Below are 23,308 nucleotides of genomic sequence, written 5' to 3'. Positions count from 1 at the left end.
GGAAACGAGCCTTATCCGCCCGCGGATAGGGCTCTTTTTAGATGGCGGGACGTATGCGGCTTCGGGGCTCGAACCCTGATATCACAAGAAAAATTACCGCTGACGCGGTCTGCATACTATGAAAATACGTGGGCCGATGTTTCTCTTATCTATAAAATAAAAGGGCCGGAATCCCGCCGGAAACGTGATGGCGTGTGTTGCGGCCCACCTTGCAAACTGTTACAATTTAGGTAAATCATTTGTTTTGCCGTGAAAGGGGTAAACTATGCTAGGAATAGTAAAGAAGATATTTGGCGACACGAATGAACGTGATGTCAAACGTCTTATGAAGACGGTGGACTTAATCAATAAATTAGAACCGCAATTCGAGGCGCTGTCGGACGAGCAGCTGCGAGGCAAAACGGCCGAGTTCCGTGAACGGATCGAGAAGGGCGAAACGCTGGATGAGCTGCTTCCTGAAGCGTTCGCAACGGTGAGGGAGGCATCGCGCAGAACGCTGGGCATGCGCCATTTTGACGTACAGCTGATCGGGGGGATGGCCCTCCATGAAGGCCGTATTGCCGAAATGAAGACCGGTGAAGGGAAGACATTGGTAGGAACCTTGCCGGTTTATTTGAATGCGCTCCTCGGCAAAGGCGTGCACGTGGTCACGGTCAACGATTATCTGGCTCAGCGCGACAGTGAGCAGATGGGACAGATTTATAATTTCCTCGGCATGACTGTCGGGGTGAACCTTAGCGGCATGGAGCATGCCGATAAGCAAGAGGCTTATGCCTGCGACATTACTTACGGAACGAACAATGAGTTCGGCTTCGACTACTTGCGTGACAACATGGTCCTGTATAAAGAGCAGATGGTTCAGCGTCCGCTTTATTTCTGCATCATCGACGAGGTGGACTCGATTCTGATTGACGAGGCCCGTACGCCGCTGATTATTTCTGGACAAGCCCAGAAATCGACGGAGCTGTATTACGCTGCGGACCGTTTTGTGAAGAAGCTTGTACCGGAAGAGGACTTTACCGTGGACATTAAAGTCAAGGCCGTGTCTTTGACGGAGAAGGGGGTCGCCAAAGCCGAGAAGGCTTTTGGCATCGACAACCTCTATGACCATGCTCATGTTACATTGAACCACCATATCGTTCAAGCGCTGAAGGCTAATGTTATTATGCGCCGCGACGTAGACTATGTCGTAACTGAGGACGAGGTTGTCATCGTCGACGAGTTTACAGGCCGCTTGATGGCTGGGCGCCGATACAGCGAAGGCTTGCATCAGGCGATCGAAGCCAAGGAAGGCATCGAGGTTCAGAACGAGAGCATGACGCTGGCGACGATTACGTTCCAGAACTATTTCCGCATGTATCGCAAATTGGCAGGAATGACCGGTACGGCCAAGACCGAGGAAGAAGAGTTCAAGAAAATCTACGGTCTCGAGGTGCTGCAGGTGCCTACGAACCGTCCGAATATTCGTGTCGATATGCCGGATGTCGTATATAAGAGTGAGGAAGGCAAATTCCGGGCTGTTGTAGAGGAAATCGTGAAGCGGCATAAAGAAAATCAACCGATCCTGGTAGGTACTGTGTCGATTGAGAACTCTGAGCTGCTGTCTGAAATGCTCAAGCGTAAAGGTATAAAGCACAAGGTGCTTAACGCGAAATATCACTCGGAAGAAGCTGAAATTATTTCACGTGCAGGCGAGCCTGGTTCGGTGACGATCGCCACGAACATGGCGGGCCGCGGTACGGATATCCTGCTTGGCGAAGGAGTATCGGAAATCGGCGGATTGCATATTATCGGTACCGAGCGCCATGAATCGCGCCGGATCGATAACCAGCTCCGCGGACGTGCAGGCCGCCAGGGCGACCCGGGCTCCACGCAGTTCTACTTGTCGCTCGGCGACGAGCTGATGAAGCGCTTTGGCGCGGATAACGTGCTGAATATGATGGAGCGCCTCGGGTTCGAAGAGGATCAGCCGATCGAGAGCAAAATGATCACACGTGCCGTCGAGTCCGCCCAGAAGCGTGTCGAGGGCAATAACTTCGACGTGCGCAAAATCGTCCTGCAGTATGACGACGTCATGAACCAACAGCGCGAAATCATTTATAAACAGCGTCGTGAGCTTCTAGAATCCGATAATATCAAGCAAATCATCGTTGATATGATCAAAGCCGTCATCGAGCGTGTAGTTGAAGTGCATACGGCCGATGAAATTCCAGAGAACTGGGATCTTCAGGACGTTGCCGATTACATGAACGCCAAAATGCTGGATGAGGGCGCGATTACCAAAGATGAGCTATGGGGTAAAGAGCCGAATGAGATGGTTGAGCATATCTTCTCCAAAGTGATGGCCAAATACGACCAACGCGAGGAAGCGCTCGGGCCGGAAATGGTTCGTGAATTCGAGAAGGTTATCGCATTGCGTGCCGTAGACAGCAAGTGGATGGATCACATCGACGCCATGGATCAACTGCGCCAAGGCATCCATCTTCGCGCATACGGCGGTACCGATCCGCTTCGCGAATATCAATTCGAAGGCTTCGAAATGTTCAATCAGATGGTCGCAAGCATCCAGGAAGAGGTTGCGACATATATTATGAAGGCGCATGTCGAGAGCAACCAGGAGCGCCAGGCTGTCGTGGACGAGAGCAAAATCTCCACCAGCGGCGAGCCGGCAGAGAAACGCCCGGTACAGCGCGGCGAGCAAATCGGACGCAACGATCCATGCCCATGCGGCAGCGGCAAGAAATATAAACACTGTCATGGACAGAACGCATAAGTTGCAGTGTTCGATCACAGGTCGAGCATCCTCAAGTACAAATGGGAAGGTGAATGAACAACGATGATCGATCCGAGCATCAAGCAGGATATGCGTGAAATCGCAAAGAAACTATCCAACCTTAGGGGGTCTCTTTGACTTAGACCTCAAGCATGAAATGATCGCAAATTACGAGGACAAGATGGCAGCCCCGGATTTCTGGGATGACAACGACAGGGCTCAGGGCTTAATTGCCGAGCTGAATGCCATCAAGTCCTCGGTAGACCAATATGAAGCGCTGCAGCAGGAGTATGACGACACAGCATTAATGGCCGAGCTTGCCGAGGAAGAGGGCGATGAGGCGCTCGCGGCTGATATCGGCAGCTCCGTTGAAGCCCTGTTGAAGAAGCTGGAGGATTTCGAGCTTCAGCTTCTGCTCAGCTCACCGTACGATAAGATGAATGCCATTCTTGAGCTGCATCCCGGGGCGGGCGGCACCGAGTCGCAGGATTGGGGCCAAATGCTGCTGCGGATGTATACCCGCTGGGCGGAGAAGCGCGGCTTCAAGGTCGAGACGCTGGACTATCTGCCGGGCGATGAGGCGGGAATCAAGAGCGTGACCTTGTTGATCAAAGGATACAACGCCTACGGCTATCTGAAGGCAGAGAAGGGGGTACACCGTCTGGTGCGGATTTCTCCATTCGATTCCTCGGGTAGAAGGCATACCTCCTTCGTATCCTGCGACGTCGTACCGGAGATTACGGAGGACGTGGATATCGAAATCCGGTCGGAGGATCTGAAGATCGATACGTACCGGGCAAGCGGTGCTGGCGGACAGCATATCAATACAACGGATTCCGCCGTACGGATTACTCACCTGCCTACTGGCATCGTCGTAACGTGTCAGAACGAACGTTCCCAGATCAAGAACAGGGAGCGGGCCATGACGATGCTCCGTTCCAAATTGGTTGAGCGCAAGCTGGAGGAGCAGCAGAAGGAGCTGGACGAAATCCGCGGCGAACAGTCGGACATTGCCTGGGGCAGCCAAATCCGCTCCTATGTATTCCATCCTTACAGTATGGTGAAGGATCACCGTACTTCGGTAGAGACCGGAAACGTGGGGGCCGTCATGGACGGGGAGCTTGATCCGTTTATCGATGGGTACCTGCGCAGCCAGATCAAGACGGAGCCTAGAAATTGATTTATCAAATGAGAAATGAATTCCTACACTAACTTTATGTGTAGGATTTTTTTTCGGAGCTAAGTAAGGAGGATTTACCATGCCATCCAAGCCACGCAAACGCAGGCCAGGGGATTATATCCCGCCAAATGGACCGCTTCGGCATGTGCTCGATACGTTCATGATCCTGATCGGGGCCTTTATCACCGCCATGGCCTTTAACTTGTTTCTAGTGCCGAACCACATTGCCTCTGGCGGTGTTTCCGGGCTCTCGATCATCGCCAAGTCGCTTTTCCATATTGAACCAGCCTTTACGCAGTGGGCGCTGAACATCCCGTTGTTCGCAGCCGGGTACCTTTTACTGGGGCGCTCCTATGCGCTCCGTTCGCTTCTGGGCACGGTAGTCCTTCCTCTGCTTGTGTTCTTGACCAAGGATTGGATTGCGCCTACGACTGATCCGCTGCTGGCCTCATTGTACGGGGGGATCGGAGTCGGCCTGGGCTTGGGCCTGGTCTTTCGGGGGCGCGGCTCTACCGGGGGACTGGCGACTTTGGCGCAAATCATTCAGAAGTACAGCGGCCTCAGCCTGTCTCTCTGCGTGGTGCTGATGGACGGATTGGTCATTGTTCTGGCCGGCCTCGTGTTGTCGCCGGAGCGGGCGCTGTACGCATTGATCGGCCTCTACATTACCGGCAAGTTCATCGATGTAGTGGAGCTCGGCTTCAACTATACGAAGGTGGCCTACATTATCGCTGGCAAGACCGAGGAGGTCGCCGATGCCATATTGCATCACCTGGACCGCGGACTGACGAAACTGTCTGCCCAGGGCGGCTACACCGGGGATAATCGGACCGTGCTGATGGTTGTGGTTGGGCAGAGCGAAGTGACCAGCCTCAAGACGCTCGTGCAGACGATCGATCCAACGGCATTTGTCATTATCACGAATGCACATGAAGTGCTGGGCGAAGGCTTTTCGCTGGGACGAGGCAATAAACAAAATACATGAGATTGGATAGAATCCGGGCGATGGCGTTATGGTGGTGTGCTCGGATTCTTTTTTATTGTTGGGAAGTTAGGTGAGGTGCTGCGCTTTTGGTTCGTCGATTGCCAGGGGCCTGGCTCGTCGGTAATACGGGGCTGGTTCGTCAAGGGCAATACTTATTGTAGGGGAGATCAAATAGTGACATGGAATAGTCAACTCCGATAACGGACTGCCACAACTGGATAAGACACTAAAAAGCCTTGTAAGCTCAATAAGACCCCATAATAGGCAGAGAATTCGCTGGTCCTGTTATGGCTCGATAAGATCTGATAAAGGGCGAAAGATTCATTATTTTGTTAAGGCTTGATTAGACCCGGTAAAAGGTGAAGAATTCATTATTCCTGTTAATGCCCAATAAGCTGTTCTTATGGCGGGTTGATCGATCTGGCGAGCTCGATTGCAAATGATAGCTGGATCTCAAATGAGATAGCTCGATTCCAAATAATAACTGGATTTCATATGATAGTTCGGCGCCAAATGTTAAATGGATTTCATGCATTTAAATGAGTGGTTAACTATAGAAATGCATAAATAAATGGATTCCCTGTAGTTGGAGAAAGGACTTTTACAGTAGAAAAGCGAAAAGGGGTGATTTAAATATACGGAATACAGTTAATTCGCGAGAGCCGCCCCATGAACCGAAAGTAGAAGCATATAATCCAGCTAATCTGGATCCAACTAATCTGGCACAGCACATCTGACGTGCTGAGAAAATGGCTCTCCAGGCCCACATAATTGCTAATTACGCTTCATCCGCATCCCGGTAGCAATTTTGCCCGCGGCAACCCGATGATAATTTTGCTGAAATAAATAATTATGCAAGCTAGTTGTATTTATATTAGCATAATCGTATAATAATACATATTTTAACGTGTCAGAAAAAATAAGCTTGGTGTCTCCGCTTCCTTAAACTGCAACGCTAACGCAACAGCTATAGCAACTACTATCGTAACTACTATCGTAACTGCACCGCAACAGCTATCACAACTGCTAATGCAACTATCGCAACTGCATCGCAACAGCTATAGCAACTACTATTGCAACAGCACCGCAACTGCTATCGCTACTGCCATGGCAAATGCTTCCGTTATATTGAAACTGCTATCGCAACTGCGTCTGTCATCTTCAGAAACACGTCGATAGACGTTTTTCTTCTATATAAATCGCAAGCGAGCGGGCAGGGAACGGCCAAAGACACACCGAAAATGTGGGAAGAGGAAAGAGAGGTTATGACTGTGACTGGGAACATAAGCGGAAATGTAAATGCAAACGGAAATGTAAATGCAAACGGAAATGCGAGTGAAAATGTTAACGGGCATGCGAACAAAGTAAAAGTGGCTATCGTCGGTTCCACGGGGTATGGGGGTGTGGAGCTGATTCGTTTTTTATGGGGACATCCGCTGGTAGAGATCACCTCCGTCATTTCGGCTTCAAGCGCCGGGGTGCCGATTACGGATGGATTTCCTCATTTATCGGAGATTTTGGTTCATGATTTGGATGGAGTCGATCCGGCCGAAATTGCGAAGAAGGCGGATGTGGTATTTACGGCTACGCCTTCTGGAGTGAGCAGCAAGCTTGTACCGCAGCTGCTGGATGCGGGGCTCAAGGTCATCGATCTCTCGGGAGACTTCCGCATCAAGGACGGCTCGGTCTATGAGACCTGGTACAAACACGATGCCCCAGATGCGAGCCTGCTGGAGCAGGCCGTTTACGGCTTGTGCGAAATCTACGGCGATGATGTTGGCGGCTCGGCGTTTATTTCGAATCCCGGGTGCTACCCGACAGCGACGCTGCTGGGGTTGATACCAGCGTTAAGCGCCGGCTGGATCGATCCGGCCACGATTATAATCGATGCAAAGTCCGGCGTTTCCGGCGCCGGCCGGGGCACAAGCCTGATGACGCATTATGCGGAGATAAATGAGAATTTTAAGGCATACAAGGTCAACAAACACCAGCATATTCCGGAAATCGAGCAATGCTTGGCCCAAATCGCAGGGGAGCCGGTGACCGTCACATTTACGACGCATTTGGTGCCGATGACGCGGGGGATCATGTGCTCGATGTACGCTCAGCTTAGAGGAACTTACACCGATGAGGATTTAACCGAGCTGTATCGCCAGTATTATGAAGGAAGACCGTTCGTGCGCATTCGGGAAGCGGGCAAATGGCCGGCGACGAAGGAAGTATTCGGCTCGAACTTTTGCGATATCGGCTTTGCCGCTGATCCGCGCACAGGAAGGTTAACGATCATATCGGTCATCGATAACGTCGTCAAGGGTGCAGCAGGCCAGGCCATTCAGAATTTGAACTTAATGATGGGTTGGGATGAAACGACGGGACTGAAGCTCAGTCCAGTTTATCCGTAATCGCGAGGGGAGAACGCCATGGGAGAGGTTAGCAAGTTTACGGTAGTTACAGAGGGAACAGTTACAACGCCGCAGGGGTTTCGGGCCGGCGGACTGCATTGCGGTTTGAAAAAAACTTCGCGCAACGATATCGGCGCAATCGTATGCGAGGTGCCTGCCGTAGCGGCGGCCGTGTATACATTGAATGTATTTCAGGCTGCGCCGCTTAAGGTAACGCGCGACAGCCTTGCTTCGAGCAGCCAGCGGCTGCGGGCGATCGTCGTGAACAGCGGCAATGCCAACGCCTGCACGGGCAAGCAGGGCGAGGAGGATGCTTACGCGATGCGCGCGGCGGCGGCCGAAGCCTTCGGGCTGCGTCCGGAGGAGGTCGCCGTGGCATCGACGGGCGTCATCGGCGAACTGCTGCCGATGGAGCGGGTTAACGCCGGGATTCACGGACTGCCGGCGGTGGTTTCGGCGGGAGCCGAAGGGGCGGAGGAGTTCTGCCAAGCGATCCTGACCACCGACCTCGTGAAGAAGGAGGTCTGCGTGAAGCTGAACGTAGATGGACGGGAGATCAGCATCGCCGGAGCAGCTAAAGGCTCGGGCATGATCCATCCAAACATGGCGACCATGCTTGGCTTTGTTACGACCGACGCGGCCATCGAGGCCGAAGCGCTGCAGGGGCTGCTCCGCCAGGTGACCGATGCCACCTTCAATATGATTACGGTGGACGGCGACACGAGCACGAACGATATGCTGCTCGCCATGTCCAGCGGGCTGGCCGGAAATGAGCCCCTGACGCCGGAGCACCCGGCTTGGGAGAGCTTTGCGGCCGGCTTCGGCTACGTATGCGAGGTGCTCGCGAAGGCGATTGCCCGCGATGGCGAGGGCGCGTCACGGCTCGTCGAAGTGAACGTGGAGGGCGCGGTCAGCGATTTGTCGGCCCGGGCCATCGCCAAGACGGTTATCGGCTCCAGCCTGGTGAAATCGGCTGTATTCGGGGCTGATGCGAACTGGGGCCGCATCATTGCGGCGGTAGGGCGCGCCGGGGAGCCGGTGAACCCGGACACGGTGGACATTTCACTCGGCAGCATTCAAGTGCTGACAGGTTCACGGCCGGTTCCTTTCGATGAGGAGGAGGCGCTCGCCTATTTGCAGGGGGATACGGTGGTTATCCATGTCCACCTCCATAACGGAGAAGGCCGGGCAACGGCCTGGGGCTGTGATTTGACTTACGACTATGTACGAATAAATGCGGCTTACCGTACCTAAGAACCGGGAGCCTGCGATGAAATGATAAATTCATGAGATTCGAAAGAGGGGTTTTGGAGCGATGAGAACAGCGCTGGATAACAGTAAGTCGGCTGACAGCCAGTTTGCGGCGAGCCGAACGTTTGTGATGAAGTGCGGAGGCAGTACGCTCGCAGAGCTTCCGGATTCCTTTTTTGAGGATCTGGTGAAGCTGCAGCAGAGCGGAGTACAGCCGGTGATTGTCCACGGGGGCGGCCCGGCGATTTCCGACAATTTGAATAAGCTGGGCATTGAAACGAAGTTCGTCAACGGGCTTCGCTATACCTCGGAGGAAGTGCTGGACGTCGTGGAAATGGTGCTGGCAGGAAGCATCAATAAAGGCATCGTACGCCGCATTGGGCAATCCGGGGGCAGGGCGCTGGGCCTGTCCGGCATAGACGGCCAGTTGATTACCGCACAGCCTGTAGCTGCAAGCAGCGAGGTGGGACTTGTCGGCGACGTTACCAAAGTTGATGCCGCTCTGATCAAAGGCATATTGAAGCTCGGATTCATGCCGATCATCGCGCCGCTTGGCGTAGATGCGGACGGCCAGCGCTATAATATCAACGCGGATACGGCGGCCGGGGCGGTAGCGTCCGAGCTTGGGGTAGAGCGCATGATCGTCGTGACGGATGTGCCGGGAATTCTGAAAACCGTCAACGGGGAGAAAAGAGTGCTGCCGACCGTGACGGTACAGGAGATCGAGGACATGATTCAGACCGGCGAAATTTACGGCGGCATGATTCCCAAGGTGCGGGCAGCCATTGCCTGCATCCACGGCAAAGTGCAGGAGGTCGTCATTGTGGACGGCAGTGAGCCGGGAATCCTGAGCCGCGTTCTGTCCGGCGAGGAAATCGGGACAAAAATTGTGCGGATGCAGTAGCCTGCTATTTTAGACTGCGTTATAGTTAATAGAGTGAAATCAAGAGATGTTTATCCAATAGATAGGAGTTGACAAGCGATGGCACAAAGTGATCTTAAAGAAGCACAGGCATCTAAGGCTGCGGACACGACAGCGGAAAAAAGCGCGTTATTTCCCAGCTATGCCCGCTATCCGATCAGTCTGGTCAAAGGGCATGGCAGCTGGCTGTGGGATGACCAGGGGAATCGTTATCTCGATTTTATGAGCGGACTTGCGGTCACGAATTTGGGGCATGCTCCCGAGAAAGTGAAGGCTAAGGTCAAAGCGCAGCTGGATGAGCTGTGGCACGTATCAAATCTGTTCCATATTCCGCAGCAGGAGAAGGCTGCGCAGCTGCTGACAGAGGTCACTTGTGCCGATGCCGTGTTTTTCTGCAACAGCGGGGCCGAGGCGAACGAAGCGGCTATCAAGCTGGCGCGCCGCTATCATCAGAAGATCAAAGGGACTGACCGTTATGAGGTTATTACATTCCAGCAGTCTTTTCACGGCCGGACATTGGCGACGCTGACGGCAACAGGACAGCAGAAGGTGAAGGAAGGCTTCCTCCCGCTGCCGGAAGGCTTCAAGACGGTGCCGCTGCATGATATGGGCGCGCTGAAAGAGGCCATTGGGCCGAATACGGCAGCGGTCATGCTGGAGATGATTCAGGCCGAGGGCGGCGTATATCCGGTAGATCCGGATTTCGTCCAAGAGCTGGCCGCGCTTTGTAAGAAAGAGGGGCTTCTGCTGATCGTAGACGAAGTGCAGACGGGCATGGGCCGCACGGGCAAATGGTTCGCGCACGAGCACTACGGCATTGAGCCGGACATCTTTACCTCTGCGAAGGGAATTGCGAGCGGGTTGCCCGTCGGGGCAATGCTCGCCAAGGAATACCTCCGCGAAGCGTTCTCGCCGGGCAGTCATGCGTCGACGTTCGGCGGCAACCCGGTAGCAGCGGCTGCGGTCATCGCGACGATCGAGACGATGCTTGAGGACAGCATTCCGCAGCGTGCAGAGGAGATGGGCAAGTATTTGCTGGAGCAGCTTCAGGATGCTTTTAAGGATGAACCGTTCGTGAAGGCGATCCGCGGTAAAGGCCTGCTGATCGGTATTGAATGCGCCGAACCGGTAGCGCACCTGGTCACCGAGGGCCAGAAGAAGAGATTGCTGTTCGTGACCGCAGGGCCGAATGTGATTCGCCTGCTGCCGAACCTGAACGTGAGCCGGGAGGAGATCGACCAGGCTGTCGATACGCTGTCTGCGATCATTTCCGCCCATACATCCAAGGAGGAAGCGTAATATGAGTTTATCAGAAGGAACGAAGCAGAATACATTTGATTTGCGCGGCCGTGATTTTATCGAGCTTACCGACTATACGACGGAAGAAATTCAATATTTGCTCGACCTGGCGATCGAAATCAAGGGAAAACAGAAGAGGGGCGAGGTCTACCATCCGCTGAAGGGGAAAACCGTCGGGCTGATTTTTGAGAAGTCCTCCACGCGGACGCGGGTATCCTTCGAGGTCGGCACCTATCAGCTGGGCGGGCACGCCTTGTTCCTGAGCAAGAATGATATCCAGCTTGGCCGCGGTGAGACGATCGCCGATACGGCTGCGGTGATGTCGAGATATCTGGACGGTATCATGATCCGCACGTTCGGCCACGAGAATGTCATCGAATTGGCTCGCTATTCGACTGTGCCGGTCATCAACGGACTCAGCGATCTGGCGCATCCTTGCCAGGTGCTGGCGGACCTGCAGACCATTTATGAGCACAAGGGAGCCCTGAAGGGCCTTAAGCTGGCTTACATCGGGGACGGTAACAATATGGCTCATTCCCTGATGCTCGGCTGCGCGAAGCTTGGGGTTCATGTCTCCGTGGCAAGCCCTGAAGGCTACGAGCCAAGTGCGCAAATTACGGAGGAAGCGCGGCAAATCGCAGGGGCTACCGGAGCAACCGTGGAGGTTGTTCGTGATCCTAAAGCTGCCGCAGCGCAGGCGGATGTTATTTACACGGACGTCTGGGCGAGCATGGGCTTCGAGGAGGAGCAGAAGGCGCGTGAGGCAGCCTTTGCCGCATACCAGGTCAATGAAGAGCTGGTGCAGCATGCCAAGCCGGATTACTTGTTCATGCACTGCTTGCCGGCCCATCGCGGCGAGGAAGTGAGCGAAGGGGTCATCGACGGCAAGAACTCGATTATTTTTGACCAGGCGGAGAATCGTCTCCATGCTCAGAAAGCGCTGATGGCGGCGCTGATCGGATCATAATTATAGATCGGGCATTTTACACCGTATTACAGTACCTCGTCAGGGTTACCAAAGAAACAGGAGGATCAATCAATTATGGCAAAGAATAAAATTGTGCTCGCCTACTCAGGCGGCTTGGATACATCAATCATTCTAAAATGGCTTAAGGAAACATACGATGCCGAAATCATCGCCTTCACGGCGGACATCGGCCAGAAGGAGGAGCTGGACGGACTGGAAGCCAAAGCGCTGGCTACCGGAGCTTCCAAAGTGTATATCGACGATCTTCGCGAGGAATTCGCCAAAGATTTCATTTACCCGATGTTCCAGGCCGGGGCTATGTACGAAGGGCAGTATCTGCTCGGTACGAGCATCGCCCGCCCGCTGATTGCCAAGCGCATGGTTGAAATCGCCCGGGCGGAAGGCGCTATGGCTATCGCACACGGCGCTACGGGCAAAGGGAATGACCAGGTAAGATTCGAGCTGGCTGCAGCGGGTCTCGCTCCGGAAATCCAGGTGATCGCCCCATGGCGCCTGAACGAGTTCCGCGACCGCTTCCCGGGCCGCGCCGAAATGATCGCATACGCCGAGGAGAACGGAATTCCGGTCACTGCGTCCGCCGAGAAATCCTATTCGATGGACCGCAACCTGCTGCATATCAGCTATGAGAGCGGTGTGCTGGAGGATCCTTGGTACGATGCCAGCGCTGAGGCGAGCAAGGACATGTACCTGCTCAGCGTATCTCCTGAGGATGCGCCGGATCAGCCGGAATATTTGGAGCTGGAGTTCGAGCAGGGCAATTGCGTCGGGCTGAATGGACAGCGCCTTGACCCGTTAGGCGTCATGGAGAAGCTGAATGAGCTTGGCGGCAAGCATGGCATCGGCCGGGTGGACATGGTCGAGAACCGCTTCGTCGGCATGAAGAGCCGCGGCGTGTATGAGACGCCGGGAGGCACGATCCTCTTCGCGGCCCACCGCAAAATGGAATCCCTCACCATGGATCGTGAAGTGATGAATCTCCGCGACAGTCTGATTACCCGTTACAGCACGCTTGTGTACAACGGCTTCTGGTTCGCGCCGGAGCGTCTTGCCCTTCAAGCGCTCGTAACAGAGAGCCAGAAGAACGTTACCGGAACGGTACGCGTGAAGCTGTACAAAGGCAACGTAATCGCAGCCGGCGTCAAAAGCCCGGTCAGTCTCTACAATCCGGACATCGCCACCATGGAGGCCGATCCGACCGAGGCTTATGATCAAGGGGATGCGACCGGTTTTATCCGCTTGAACGCACTGCGCCTCAAAGTGAGCTCTGGTGTTGAGCAAAGCGGCAAGTAAAAAGATTTATCCCGGACTTACAATGGGCTCTAATTGAATTCTGTCTGCGGCCGTTTTTCACATGTTGAACATCAATATGGAAAACGGCCTGCGTCTTTGAATATGATTAGGGATTGCCCGTAAGAGCATTGAAATAGATAAGGAGTGAAACAGGTGAGCAAGCTGTGGGGAGGCCGCTTTACGAAGCAGACCAACAAATTAGTTGAAGAATATACCGCATCTATCGGATTCGACAAGGCGCTGGCCGAGGAGGATGTGCAGGGAAGCCTGGCGCATGTGACGATGCTGGCCAAGTGCGGGATCGTTCCTGAGGAGGATGCGGCAAGGATTAAGGAAGGATTGCAAGCCGTACTTGAAAAAATCCGCAACGGTGAGCTGGAATATTCCGTCGCGGACGAGGATATTCACATGAACATCGAGAAGAACCTGATCGAGGAAATCGGACCGGTCGGCGGCAAGCTGCATACGGGCCGCAGCCGCAACGATCAGGTGGCGACGGATATGCACCTGTATTTGCGCAAGCGGGTCGTCGAGTTCGTAGGATTGCTGCACGACCTGCAGGAGGCCCTGATCGGGCAAGCGAAGGCCAATCTGGATACGATCGTTCCAGGCTATACCCATTTACAGCGGGCTCAGCCGATTCTGTTCGCTCACCATCTGCTCGCTTACGTCTCGATGTTCCAGCGCGATATCGAGCGTCTGCAGGACAGCTACAAGCGGATTAACGTCCTGCCGCTCGGCGCGGGAGCCTTGGCCGGAACGACCTTTCCGATCGATCGCCATTTCGTGGCTGAGCAGCTGAACTTCGGCGGCGTTTACGAGAACAGTCTGGATGCGGTCAGCGACCGTGATTTTATCCTTGAGTTCCTGGCAGATGCCTCGATCCTGATGATGCACCTGTCCCGTTTGAGCGAGGAGCTGGTCATGTGGAGCAGCACCGAATTCCGCTTTGTCGAGCTGGACGATGCCTTCTGTACAGGCAGCAGCATTATGCCGCAGAAGAAGAATCCGGACGTGCCCGAGCTTGTCCGCGGCAAGACCGGCCGCGTCTACGGCAATTTGATGGGCCTGCTGACCGTCCTGAAATCCCTGCCGCTGGCTTACAATAAGGACATGCAGGAGGATAAGGAAGGCATGTTCGATACGGTGGCCACGCTGCAGGGGGCGCTGCAATTGTTTGCCCCGATGATTGCTACGATGAAGGTGAATAAGGAGCAGATGCGCGAGGCTGCGAACAAGGATTTCTCCAACGCGACCGATATCGCTGACTTCCTGGCGAACAAGGGCTTGCCGTTCCGTCAGGCGCATGAAGTCATCGGCAAGACGGTGCTGTACTGTATCCAGCACAATAAATACTTGCTGGATCTCTCCCTGGAGGAATTCAAGCAGTTCTCTCCGCTGTTCGATGAGAGCATCTACGAGGTGCTGCAGCCGGAAACGGTCGTGAACGCCCGCAACGTCTATGGCGGTACAGCGACCAGCCAAGTGAAGGCGGCAATCGGCCGGGCCGAAGAGAAATTGCAGGCTACCGGACAATGGGTTCAGGAATTTTTGAATAAAAGCAAATAAAAAATATGCTTTGTAAGATCAGATCTAAGAGCAGGCTTTGTCCACGGGACAAGGCCTGCTCTTTTCACTTGCCCATCAAGCAGAGTAGAAATCCCTCTAAGTTTTATGCTATCAAACCTTCCCTACCCTGCTGCGGAAAAGATGATCTGTATTTTTTTCGCCTTCAATAGTTCATGGGATTTTCCTGAGTTTTTGAAGAAAAATAAATGAAAATACGGCAAATATATTTTCTTTTCTGAATATTTTCATAAAAGGTATAAAAAAATTATCGTTTTTTTGTCGAAAATAAATATATAGAGTCATTGACTAATAAAATTTTGCAAAAATCCTAGTTGTTTCGATCTAGTTGGAGACGAGAAAGCCTGCGTCCAACCAATGCTTAAGACAGAAAAAATTTGGATGGGAATAAAACAATGCCGCAGCATCAGAGAATTAAATGTTTTAAGGGGGACGATTACAAGTCGTATTAAGGCGGGTGAGCTGGATGGCTTAGGCAGAAAAACGACAACCGTTGAATTCACAACAGCTTAGCAGTACATACACAAGATCTTGGGGGAGAGAAGAAAATGGGAAAAGTATGGTCGGGCTTGCGCCAAATGCTCGAGTTTAGGTCACTTCGTAATCGGTTATTGCTGGTGTTTACTATCATGTTGGTCGTACCCAATCTAGTCATCGTGTTTTCTGGTATAACGAGCGCGAGGCATGAACTGGTATCGAAGATTGAGAATTCTGCCAAAACCAGCGTCGAGCTGATGAATGAATCTCTTGATTTGGCTATAGGCGCGCAGGTCCGGAATATAGAGCAGCTGGCTATGCAGATCAATTCACAGCAAATTGACGCCAAATCTCCTGAGGTGCAGGCTTTGATGGAGCTGTTCATGGAGAAGCATCCTGAGCTTGAACTGCTTACTGTTGGAAACAATAACAAAGCCTTTATGAAGGCACCTGATCCAGGGCCGCATGAATATGATCCGACCGTCCGGGACTGGTATATAGCCGCGCTTGCGGACCCGACGAATACAGTTATTATTGATCCCTTCAAATCAGCGACCTCGGGAAATCATAATTTGTTCATCAGCCGGGCTCTTTCGGATGGTCAAGGAGCTATAACGGTATCTTATAATATGGCAGTAATCAATGAGTTCACTGAACATGTTGAGATCGGCAGTGAAGGGTTCGTCTTCCTGCTGGATCGCAGCGGCAATTATACTTATCATCCGGATTATGAGGCCGGGGAAAAAGCTGAGGGGGAATATATTCCGCAAATTCTGGCAATGGAGTCGGGCTTTATCGACTTTGAGAATGAGCTGACCGGATATCCTCAACGGGGCTATGTTGTAACCAATAAGCTTACGGGACTAAAGGTTGTCGGAGTGCTTCAAATGAATGAATTCGATAAAGCAACCGCCCCTATCTTTTGGACGTCCCTTATTGTGCTTGGCGTGGCTCTTATTGTCTCCGGAATCGTGCTATTCCTGATCATTCGCAGTGTGACGCGTCCGATCGAGCAGCTGAACCGTTCGGCCAAGCGGGTAGGAGAAGGTTATCTGAATGAGAAGGTTCATATTCAACGAAGAGATGAAGTCGGACAATTGGCCGAAAACTATATTGAGATGGTCGCCTCGATCCGCGGGATGGTAATAGACGTTTCCGAGGTCTCCAGCCAGCTTGCTGCTTCCAGTGAAGAACTGACGGCAGGTACGGAACAGAATGCGAAAACGGTGGAGCATGTCGTTAATCTGGTACAGGAATCCTCCGAGGGGGCGGAGCAGCAGGCTGAGGTCTCGATGGAAAGCGCCAAGACGATGGAGGAAATGTCCCAGGGCATTTATAAAATCGCCGAAGCTTCGGGGGCTATCGTCGAATCATCCTCTAAAACGGTGGAGGATGTCCGTTATGGCAGCGAAAAGGTAGACCAAGTCGGGCTGCAGATGGAGGAAATCCGCCGGTCGACAGGGCAATCGGCCGAGCTGATGCATAAGATGAACGAGCTTAGCGCTCGCATTGCCGGAATGAGTACCGCGATTTCGGATATCGCCGTTCAGACGAATTTGCTGGCGTTGAATGCAGCTATTGAAGCGGCGCGTGCCGGCGAGGAAGGAAGAGGCTTCTCCGTCGTGGCCGGAGAAGTGCGGAAGCTGGCCGAGCAGTCCAGAATGACGGCGGAGCAAATCGGTGAGGAAATCGTGCAAATGACCAGCTTGACGGAGCAGGTCTATGCAGTCATGAATGAAGAGGTCGCAGCCAACGTGGAGCGGGGGATCACTGTAACTGCGGAAGCTCAGAATGCATTCCAGCAAATCCAGGATTCGACACGGCATATTACGGAGCAAATTCACGACGTATCTGCGATTACACAGCAAATGTCGGCGAGTGCGGAGGAAATCGCCAATTCTGTAAAGCATATCTCGCAAACCTCGCAGCAGAGCCTGGACTCCTTCCAAAGTGTTACGGCTGCGACGCAGGAACAACTGGCCTCCATGGAGGAAATATCGTCTGCCGCCGACGGCCTGGCTCGTATGGCTGCGGATATGCAGAGCAAGATCGAGCATTTCAAAGTTTAATTTGGCTGGGCTTGGCAGGACATTGTAGGACATTGTAGGACTTTGCAGAGCTTGGTAGAGTTTGGTGGAGTTTGGTGGAGCTTAGCGAGGTTTGGCGGAGCTTTGTAGGGTTTGGTAGGGATTGGTAGAGTGATAGGGATTGGCGGAAATGGCAGGGAACGGCAGGGGTTGGTGAGGTTTGGCAGGGGCATACGCAAAAAACTGGATTTGTTGTAATTAAAATCTTCACTCTACCGCTGTATGTACAGTTAGTTGGATTTCTTGTAGTTAAAGTTAGGTATACGGGGGAGAAGGTCAAAAAGCGATGCTTTAGATACACGAATTACAGCTATTTGGCGTCACTGTTCTGATGGAACTAAAATAGTCACAAAAAATCCAGTTAAACCGGACCTGGCGCGTAAATAGGCATTGCACATTATGCCCCTGCTCCCTGTGCATACTTCTCTATGCGTAGAGCACTCAGAGCGAACTGTCTATGTGCATGATCTCTGTGTACAACTCTCTCAGCGGAACCCATGTGAATTTTACAAATGTGCTTATGTGAGAAGTCCGAACTATCCCAATGTACAGGAGCCCTAATGTGTTAATGTGCAGAGTACGAACTATCCCAATGTACAGGAGCCCTAATGTGTTAATGTGCAGAGTACGAACTATCCCAATGTACAGGGCATCAAACGTATATCCGCCCATGTGCCGATTTTAGAGCTGTTACAATTCAGATTCGCCCTATCTAAAGAACCGTCCGGAGATAATTCAAATTGCCGGATGGTTTTTCTAATTCACTGCATTTCGAATATTCTGAAAATATTGAATGATTTTGAGCAATTGTCTCCTGTAGCTCTCAGGGGCTCTCCATCTATACTAAAAGTACAGAAAAGGAGAGTGAACACATGGAACGAACGACACCTTTAGCTACCGGGACGCCTGTGCGTAAAAAATCATTTCTCAAGCGTTGGGACTCTCCCATTGCAGGTTATTTATTCATTTCCCCGTGGCTCATCGGCTTCCTGGCGTTAACGGCCTACCCGATGCTGTTGTCCTTATATTATTCCTTCACCAACTATACTTTAATGAAGCCGATCGAATGGATCGGCATGGAGAACTACAACCGTATTTTCACAGCGGATGAGAAATTCGTCCAATCGATCAAAATCACGTTCTATTACGTGCTGGCCTCGGTGCCGCTCAAGCTCATTGCAGCGCTGCTGGTGGCCATGCTGCTGAATAAGGCGGTTCGCGGGATCTCGATTTACCGGACGGCTATTTATTTCCCGTCCCTCATCGGAGCGAGCATCGCGGTTTCCCTGCTCTGGAAAAATATCTTCGGCGTGGACGGCTTCTTTAATAAAATCCTCGGCGTCTTCGGCATACCGGGCACGGGGTGGGTGACGAACCCGGATACGGCGCTATGGTCGCTGATCGTATTGTCCGTCTGGCAATTCGGATCCTCGATGGTTATTTTCCTCGCCGGCTTGAAGCAGATCCCGAATGATCTTTACGAGGCTTCGGCTGTGGATGGCGCGGGCAAGGTAAGGCAATTTTTCAAAATTACGCTGCCGATGCTGTCGCCAACGCTGTATTTTAACCTCATTATGGGGGTTATCAACTCCTTCCAGGTGTTTACGCCTGCTTACGTAATCACCGCCGGAGGGCCGATGAACTCCACTTATGTGTATGCGCTTTACTTGTATGAACGGGCGTTCAGCCGTTATCAGCTCGGATATTCCTCCTCCTTGGCCTGGATTATGCTGTTGATGATCGTTGCTGCTGCCGTCGCCATTAACCTTACGTCAAAATACTGGGTATTCTACGAATCCGAGAGCCAAGGAGGGAAAAAGAGAAGATGACCAAGTCAAAATGGAAAAGCTTGATCCGCCATGCGATGCTTATTGTATTCAGCTTGATTATGGTCTATCCGGTCATTTGGTGGATCGGCGCTTCTTTGAAAAGCAACCAGGAGCTGAGCTCGCCATCGCTTTTCCCGACCGTGCCCCAGTGGTCTAACTATGTAAAAGGCTGGCATTCGGTTCCGGGATTCACGTTTACCGATTTCTATGTGAATACCTTCTATCTGATTATCGCAGTTATCATTGTGACGGTGATTTCCAGTACGCTTGTTGCCTTCGGTTTCGCAAGGCTGGACTTCCCGCTGCGGGGCTTCTGGTTCTCCCTGCTCATGCTAACGCTGATGCTGCCGGGACAGGTGCTCATCATTCCACAGTATGCGATGTTCCATCAGTTCGGCTGGGTCAATACGTATTTGCCGTTTATCGTGCCCCACGCCCTCGCGGGGGGAGCGGGAGGAACCTTCTTCGTATTCCTGCTCATTCAATTCATTCGCGGTATTCCGCGGGAGCTGGATGAATCTGCAAAAATCGACGGCTGCAGCTGGTTTGGTATTTATTGGAGAATCATCATGCCTTTGATGAAGCCGTCGATCGTGACCGTGATCATTTTCTGCTTCCTGTGGAACTGGGACGATTTCCTCGGACATCTCCTATACATTAACTCTGTCGATAAATACACAGTAGGACTGGCTCTGCGGATGATCAATGACGCCCAGGGCGGCGCCGAATGGGGACAACTGCTGGCGATGTCGCTCGTATCCATTCTGCCGGCAACTCTGCTGTTTACCTTCGCTCAGAAGTATTTTGTCGAGGGTGTAGCCACTACGGGAATTAAAGGCTAGCCAGCAAGTAACCAAATAGTTTAAAATGAGAAAACATTGAGGCTTGTACAGCTTCAATGTTTTTCTTGATTATAATTGCGGTTGCTTTTCTGGACTCTTAGGGAAAAGGGGACGTCCTCATGACCAATCCATTCAAAAAATACCGTATCGATCTTCTGTTCATCGTTTGTTTTGCCGGCTTGATCACCATTGTACTGGCCAGCACGGTGTGGATTAGCTATGCAATCTCCTCCCGCGAATTGGCCGAGAATACGTCTTATTACCAGAAAAGGCTGCTGGAGGAGCTGAATAATGAAATTACGGGCAGGCTTACATCCATCGAGCAGGTCTCACTGACCACCTCCAGGGACAGCGATTTGCTTACGTTCCTGTCAGGCAAGGACGATGAGTTCGACCGTTACCGCAGGTCGATGGGCATTCAGCAGGCTCTCGCTCACCTTACTTATTCGATTCCGCAAATACAGGCGATCGACTTGTATCTGGAGCAGCCGCAATGGGGCGACCACCAGAGCTATATCCAGTTTCATCAATTGGATGAAGCGGAGAAGCAGGCTTGGTATCAGACTCTGGAGAAGAACGACTTCGCCTGGTCGGAGGAGCATCAAATTTCAACTTTTAAAGGAGAGGCGTCCGTATTGAGCTTCTCCCGGAAAATTTATTACAATACCCGGTTTATGGGCATTCTTGTCATCCATGTGAAGGCTGATTGGATCCGGAGCATGCTTGAGGGATATTCTCAGGATTCGAACCGCATCTTATTGGATAGCAACGGCAGGGAGCTGCTCAGTGTCGGGAAGCCGATGAAGGAAGCGGGACTGCTGGAGTCCGATCCGCGGTTTACTGGCGAATCCGGGGTCTTTCGCTTGCATACACAGCCGCACGGCGTCGAGAATCTGATCGTGTATTCCAAAGTAGCAGATTCTGACTGGATGCTCGTCGAGATTACTCCATGGAAGCAGATTACGGCGGGCAGCGTGAAGCTGGCCGGGGCGATCATTTCGATCGGCATCGGTGCCTTGGTGCTGGCCTTCCTGCTAACGCTCTGGTTAAGCCGGCAGTTCATGAAGCCGATTGCCCAGCTGGTGAAGGCGATGAAGACTTATGTCGTCGGGGGAGAGCAGCCAGAGCTGACGAGCGACTACACGAATGAATTCGGCGTTCTGTTTGCAGGCTATCGCCGGCTGAATGAACGGATTGAGGCGCTTTATCTATCGCTTGCCGAGCGCTACGAGCAGCAGCGCAAGGCCGAAATTGAAGCGCTGCAGGCCAATATTAACCCGCATTTCCTCTATAATACGCTGGATCAGCTCAATTGGATGGCGATCGCGGAAGGCCAGGACAAGATGAGCCGTATCCTGGAGCTGATGGGCCGCATGTTCCGCATCGGCTTGTCCCATGGAGAAAGCTTTATTACGATCGGCGAGGAGCTGACGCATGTGGGCTGTTATTTGGAAATTCAGCAGCTGAGATGGGAGGACGGGCTCGAGTACGAGGTGCAGGCGTCCCCGGAGGTGCAGAAGCTGTACATTCCGAAGATGACGCTTCAGCCCTTTGTTGAAAATTCAATCATCCATGGTTTCAATTCAAGGCAAAGCGGCAGTATCGCTATTCAAGTGGCCGAGGAGGGCGAATGCGTACGCATCATCATCGAGGATGACGGCATCGGCTTGTCTCATAATCATGACAAGGGGAATAACCGGCGCAAGGGCGGCTACGGTATACGGAACGTAAGGGAAAGATTTTCGGCGTATTTCGGCAAGGGTTTCGACATCGCGCTTGCGGACGGCGGGCAGGGAGGAACGGTGGTGTCTTTGACCTTCCCGCGGCTTGAGGAGGCTCCAGGGAAAAAATAAAAGATAATCGGACGATTTTATAATAAATTGTGCATCTCTCTTATACTCCAAACTATATGGAGTTGATAGGATAAATATTGACTACAATATATTTTTCTTAGGGGGTAAGTCAACATGATGAAATGGAAGCGATTCCAGATAGTCGCAGTATTGCTGGTATGCTCCTTGCTGCTGGCGGCATGTGGCGGCGGAAAAGGAGATAATGCAGGAGCTGCAGGCGATACTCCGGCTGCATCCAATTCAGCTTCAGACAAAGTAAAATTGCGGATTATGTGGTGGGGATCCCAGCCGCGTCACGAAGCGACGCTGAAGGCGCTTGAGCTGTACACGGAGAAGAACCCTCATGTAACCTTCGAGCCTGAATACTCAGGAATGGACGGCTATCTTGATAAACTGTCCACGCAGGCAGCGGCTCATAACGAACCGGATATTATCCAAATGGATCCAGGCTGGATTTCAGACTGGACATCCCGCAACCAGCTGGAAGCGCTGGATTCCATGGTTAACCTGGAGGACTTGACGCCAAGCCTTCTGCCAATCGGCCAGAAAGACGGCAAGCAATATGGCGTACCGCTGGGTTCGGTTGCGTTCGGTATGATCTACGACAAGGCAGCATTGGAAAAAATGGGCGTAACACCGCCTCAGAACGGCTGGACATGGGACGACTTCTTCGCGCTTGCGGAAGAAGTGAAGCCTAAATTGGCAAAAGGCCAATACTTCACCTTGGATTATGCCGGCAACTACTTCATGTTCAGTGCCTATCACTATGCTAAAGGCAAAGGCACTCTGATTACCGATGATGGCAAATTCAACATCGATGAAGAGACGTTCCTGGAATGGACCAAAAAGTTCGAGCAGCTGCGCAACGAGGGCTTGGTACCTCCAGCCGATTTGAACGCGTCCGATAAGGAAATGGATCCGACAGCTGACCTGTTGGTTAACGGCAAAGTATTGTTCCGTTACTCCTTCTCCAACAACTACACGACTTGGGACAGCATGAAGGAAGGGGCATTTGATCTCGTAACGATGCCGCGCGCCGAGGAAGCGGGAGGCTGGCTGAAGCCATCCATGTTCCTCAGCTTGTCTCCGAACTCGAAGCATAAGGAGGAAGCGGCGAAATTCATCGACTGGTTCATTAACGATCCAGAGGCAGGAACTGTTCTAGGAACGGCTCGCGGTGTACCTGCCAACACGAAAATCGCAGAAAGCTTGATTCCGAACCTGCCTGAGGGCGAGAAAGTAGGCATGAAGCTGATCGACGCAACGACTCCGGACGGACAGACCTTTACGACGGGGCCGGAAGGCTGGGTAAACTTCATCGATAAAGACTTCCCGCTTGTGCGCGATGAGCTGAGCTTCGGCAGAACAACGCCGGAGAAAGCCTACGAGTCCTTGAAGAAGGCAGCGCAAGAATACGAACAATAAGATGAACAACCTCTATTTTTAATTTGAACAACCTCTAAACTATAACGTCATGCCTGAGGGGCTTAACAGCTCATCAGGCATGGCGTATTATCATCATTGCAGGCATTTTATTCAATAA

15 protein-coding genes are annotated in these 23,308 nt (G+C 52.3%); all 15 read left to right on the top strand.

The annotated features are described in order from the left end of the window. Positions 1 to 265: 265 nt before the first annotated feature. Positions 266 to 2,773 (top strand): preprotein translocase subunit SecA, encoded by a 2,508-nt coding sequence (gene secA / locus BN2762_RS05550; RefSeq protein WP_055106034.1) that lies wholly within the window; start codon positions 266 to 268, stop codon positions 2,771 to 2,773. Between the two features lie 63 nt (positions 2,774 to 2,836). After that, positions 2,837 to 3,953 (top strand): peptide chain release factor 2 gene (gene prfB, locus BN2762_RS05545; protein WP_148499882.1). Its coding sequence is split into 2 segments (ribosomal slippage): positions 2,837 to 2,908 and positions 2,910 to 3,953, totalling 1,116 coding nucleotides; the frame shifts between segments, so codons are not numbered across the junction. A 79-nt stretch (positions 3,954 to 4,032) separates the two neighbouring features. Next, complete coding sequence (locus BN2762_RS05540) at positions 4,033 to 4,938, top strand: YitT family protein (protein ID WP_055106032.1); 906 nt, start codon at positions 4,033 to 4,035, stop codon at positions 4,936 to 4,938. Positions 4,939 to 6,308: 1,370 nt separating this feature from the next. Then, positions 6,309 to 7,340 carry an N-acetyl-gamma-glutamyl-phosphate reductase gene (argC, locus tag BN2762_RS05535; protein ID WP_055106458.1) on the top strand — a complete coding sequence of 344 codons (1,032 nt, stop codon included), beginning with the start codon at positions 6,309 to 6,311 and terminating at the stop codon, positions 7,338 to 7,340. 18 nt (positions 7,341 to 7,358) lie between these two features. Further along, a complete protein-coding gene (gene argJ / locus BN2762_RS05530) occupies positions 7,359 to 8,594 on the top strand; it encodes a bifunctional glutamate N-acetyltransferase/amino-acid acetyltransferase ArgJ (RefSeq protein WP_055106031.1) in 1,236 nt (411 codons plus the stop codon). A gap of 61 nt (positions 8,595 to 8,655) precedes the next feature. After that, positions 8,656 to 9,495 carry an acetylglutamate kinase gene (gene argB, locus BN2762_RS05525; protein WP_055106030.1) on the top strand — a complete coding sequence of 280 codons (840 nt, stop codon included), beginning with the start codon at positions 8,656 to 8,658 and terminating at the stop codon, positions 9,493 to 9,495. A gap of 78 nt (positions 9,496 to 9,573) precedes the next feature. Further along, on the top strand, positions 9,574 to 10,812 hold the full coding sequence (locus tag BN2762_RS05520) for an acetylornithine transaminase (RefSeq protein WP_055106029.1): 1,239 nt from the start codon (positions 9,574 to 9,576) through the stop codon (positions 10,810 to 10,812). Between the two features lies 1 nt (position 10,813). Continuing rightward, complete coding sequence (argF, locus tag BN2762_RS05515) at positions 10,814 to 11,779, top strand: ornithine carbamoyltransferase (RefSeq protein ID WP_055106028.1); 966 nt, start codon at positions 10,814 to 10,816, stop codon at positions 11,777 to 11,779. A gap of 75 nt (positions 11,780 to 11,854) precedes the next feature. After that, positions 11,855 to 13,090, top strand: coding sequence for an argininosuccinate synthase (locus BN2762_RS05510; RefSeq protein WP_055106027.1), 1,236 nt, complete (start codon positions 11,855 to 11,857; stop codon positions 13,088 to 13,090). Positions 13,091 to 13,243: 153 nt separating this feature from the next. After that, a complete protein-coding gene (argH, locus tag BN2762_RS05505) occupies positions 13,244 to 14,659 on the top strand; it encodes an argininosuccinate lyase (protein ID WP_055106026.1) in 1,416 nt (471 codons plus the stop codon). A 566-nt stretch (positions 14,660 to 15,225) separates the two neighbouring features. Then, positions 15,226 to 17,223 (top strand): methyl-accepting chemotaxis protein, encoded by a 1,998-nt coding sequence (locus BN2762_RS05500; RefSeq protein ID WP_055106025.1) that lies wholly within the window; start codon positions 15,226 to 15,228, stop codon positions 17,221 to 17,223. Between the two features lie 890 nt (positions 17,224 to 18,113). Continuing rightward, complete coding sequence (locus tag BN2762_RS05495) at positions 18,114 to 19,070, top strand: carbohydrate ABC transporter permease (protein WP_055106024.1); 957 nt, start codon at positions 18,114 to 18,116, stop codon at positions 19,068 to 19,070. Beyond that, positions 19,067 to 19,912: a carbohydrate ABC transporter permease gene (locus BN2762_RS05490; RefSeq protein WP_055106023.1), complete on the top strand. Its 846-nt coding sequence runs from the start codon at positions 19,067 to 19,069 to the stop codon at positions 19,910 to 19,912. Before BN2762_RS05495 ends, BN2762_RS05490 begins: the two co-directional genes overlap by 4 nt. 119 nt (positions 19,913 to 20,031) lie before the next feature. Continuing rightward, complete coding sequence (locus tag BN2762_RS05485) at positions 20,032 to 21,765, top strand: cache domain-containing sensor histidine kinase (protein ID WP_055106022.1); 1,734 nt, start codon at positions 20,032 to 20,034, stop codon at positions 21,763 to 21,765. Positions 21,766 to 21,879: 114 nt separating this feature from the next. Then, on the top strand, positions 21,880 to 23,190 hold the full coding sequence (locus tag BN2762_RS05480; protein ID WP_055106021.1) for an ABC transporter substrate-binding protein: 1,311 nt from the start codon (positions 21,880 to 21,882) through the stop codon (positions 23,188 to 23,190). Positions 23,191 to 23,308 lie beyond the last annotated feature (118 nt).

The sequence above is a fragment of the Paenibacillus ihumii genome (genome assembly GCF_001403875.1).
In the GTDB taxonomy this organism is placed as follows: Bacteria; Bacillota; Bacilli; order Paenibacillales; family Paenibacillaceae; genus Fontibacillus; species Fontibacillus ihumii.
This window is presented reverse-complemented; position numbering and strand designations above follow the sequence as displayed.

What these genes read in the sequence shown, in the direction of transcription:
- secA (WP_055106034.1), top strand. Translation starts at nt 266, where the DNA reads ATGCTAGGAATAGTAAAGAAGATATTTGGCGACACGAATGAACGTGAT.
- BN2762_RS05540 (WP_055106032.1), top strand. Translation starts at nt 4,033, where the DNA reads ATGCCATCCAAGCCACGCAAACGCAGGCCAGGGGATTATATCCCGCCA.
- argJ (WP_055106031.1), top strand. Translation starts at nt 7,359, where the DNA reads ATGGGAGAGGTTAGCAAGTTTACGGTAGTTACAGAGGGAACAGTTACA.
- argB (WP_055106030.1), top strand. Translation starts at nt 8,656, where the DNA reads ATGAGAACAGCGCTGGATAACAGTAAGTCGGCTGACAGCCAGTTTGCG.
- BN2762_RS05520 (WP_055106029.1), top strand. Translation starts at nt 9,574, where the DNA reads ATGGCACAAAGTGATCTTAAAGAAGCACAGGCATCTAAGGCTGCGGAC.
- argF (WP_055106028.1), top strand. Translation starts at nt 10,814, where the DNA reads ATGAGTTTATCAGAAGGAACGAAGCAGAATACATTTGATTTGCGCGGC.
- BN2762_RS05510 (WP_055106027.1), top strand. Translation starts at nt 11,855, where the DNA reads ATGGCAAAGAATAAAATTGTGCTCGCCTACTCAGGCGGCTTGGATACA.
- BN2762_RS05500 (WP_055106025.1), top strand. Translation starts at nt 15,226, where the DNA reads ATGGGAAAAGTATGGTCGGGCTTGCGCCAAATGCTCGAGTTTAGGTCA.
- BN2762_RS05495 (WP_055106024.1), top strand. Translation starts at nt 18,114, where the DNA reads ATGGAACGAACGACACCTTTAGCTACCGGGACGCCTGTGCGTAAAAAA.
- BN2762_RS05490 (WP_055106023.1), top strand. Translation starts at nt 19,067, where the DNA reads ATGACCAAGTCAAAATGGAAAAGCTTGATCCGCCATGCGATGCTTATT.
- BN2762_RS05485 (WP_055106022.1), top strand. Translation starts at nt 20,032, where the DNA reads ATGACCAATCCATTCAAAAAATACCGTATCGATCTTCTGTTCATCGTT.
- BN2762_RS05480 (WP_055106021.1), top strand. Translation starts at nt 21,880, where the DNA reads ATGATGAAATGGAAGCGATTCCAGATAGTCGCAGTATTGCTGGTATGC.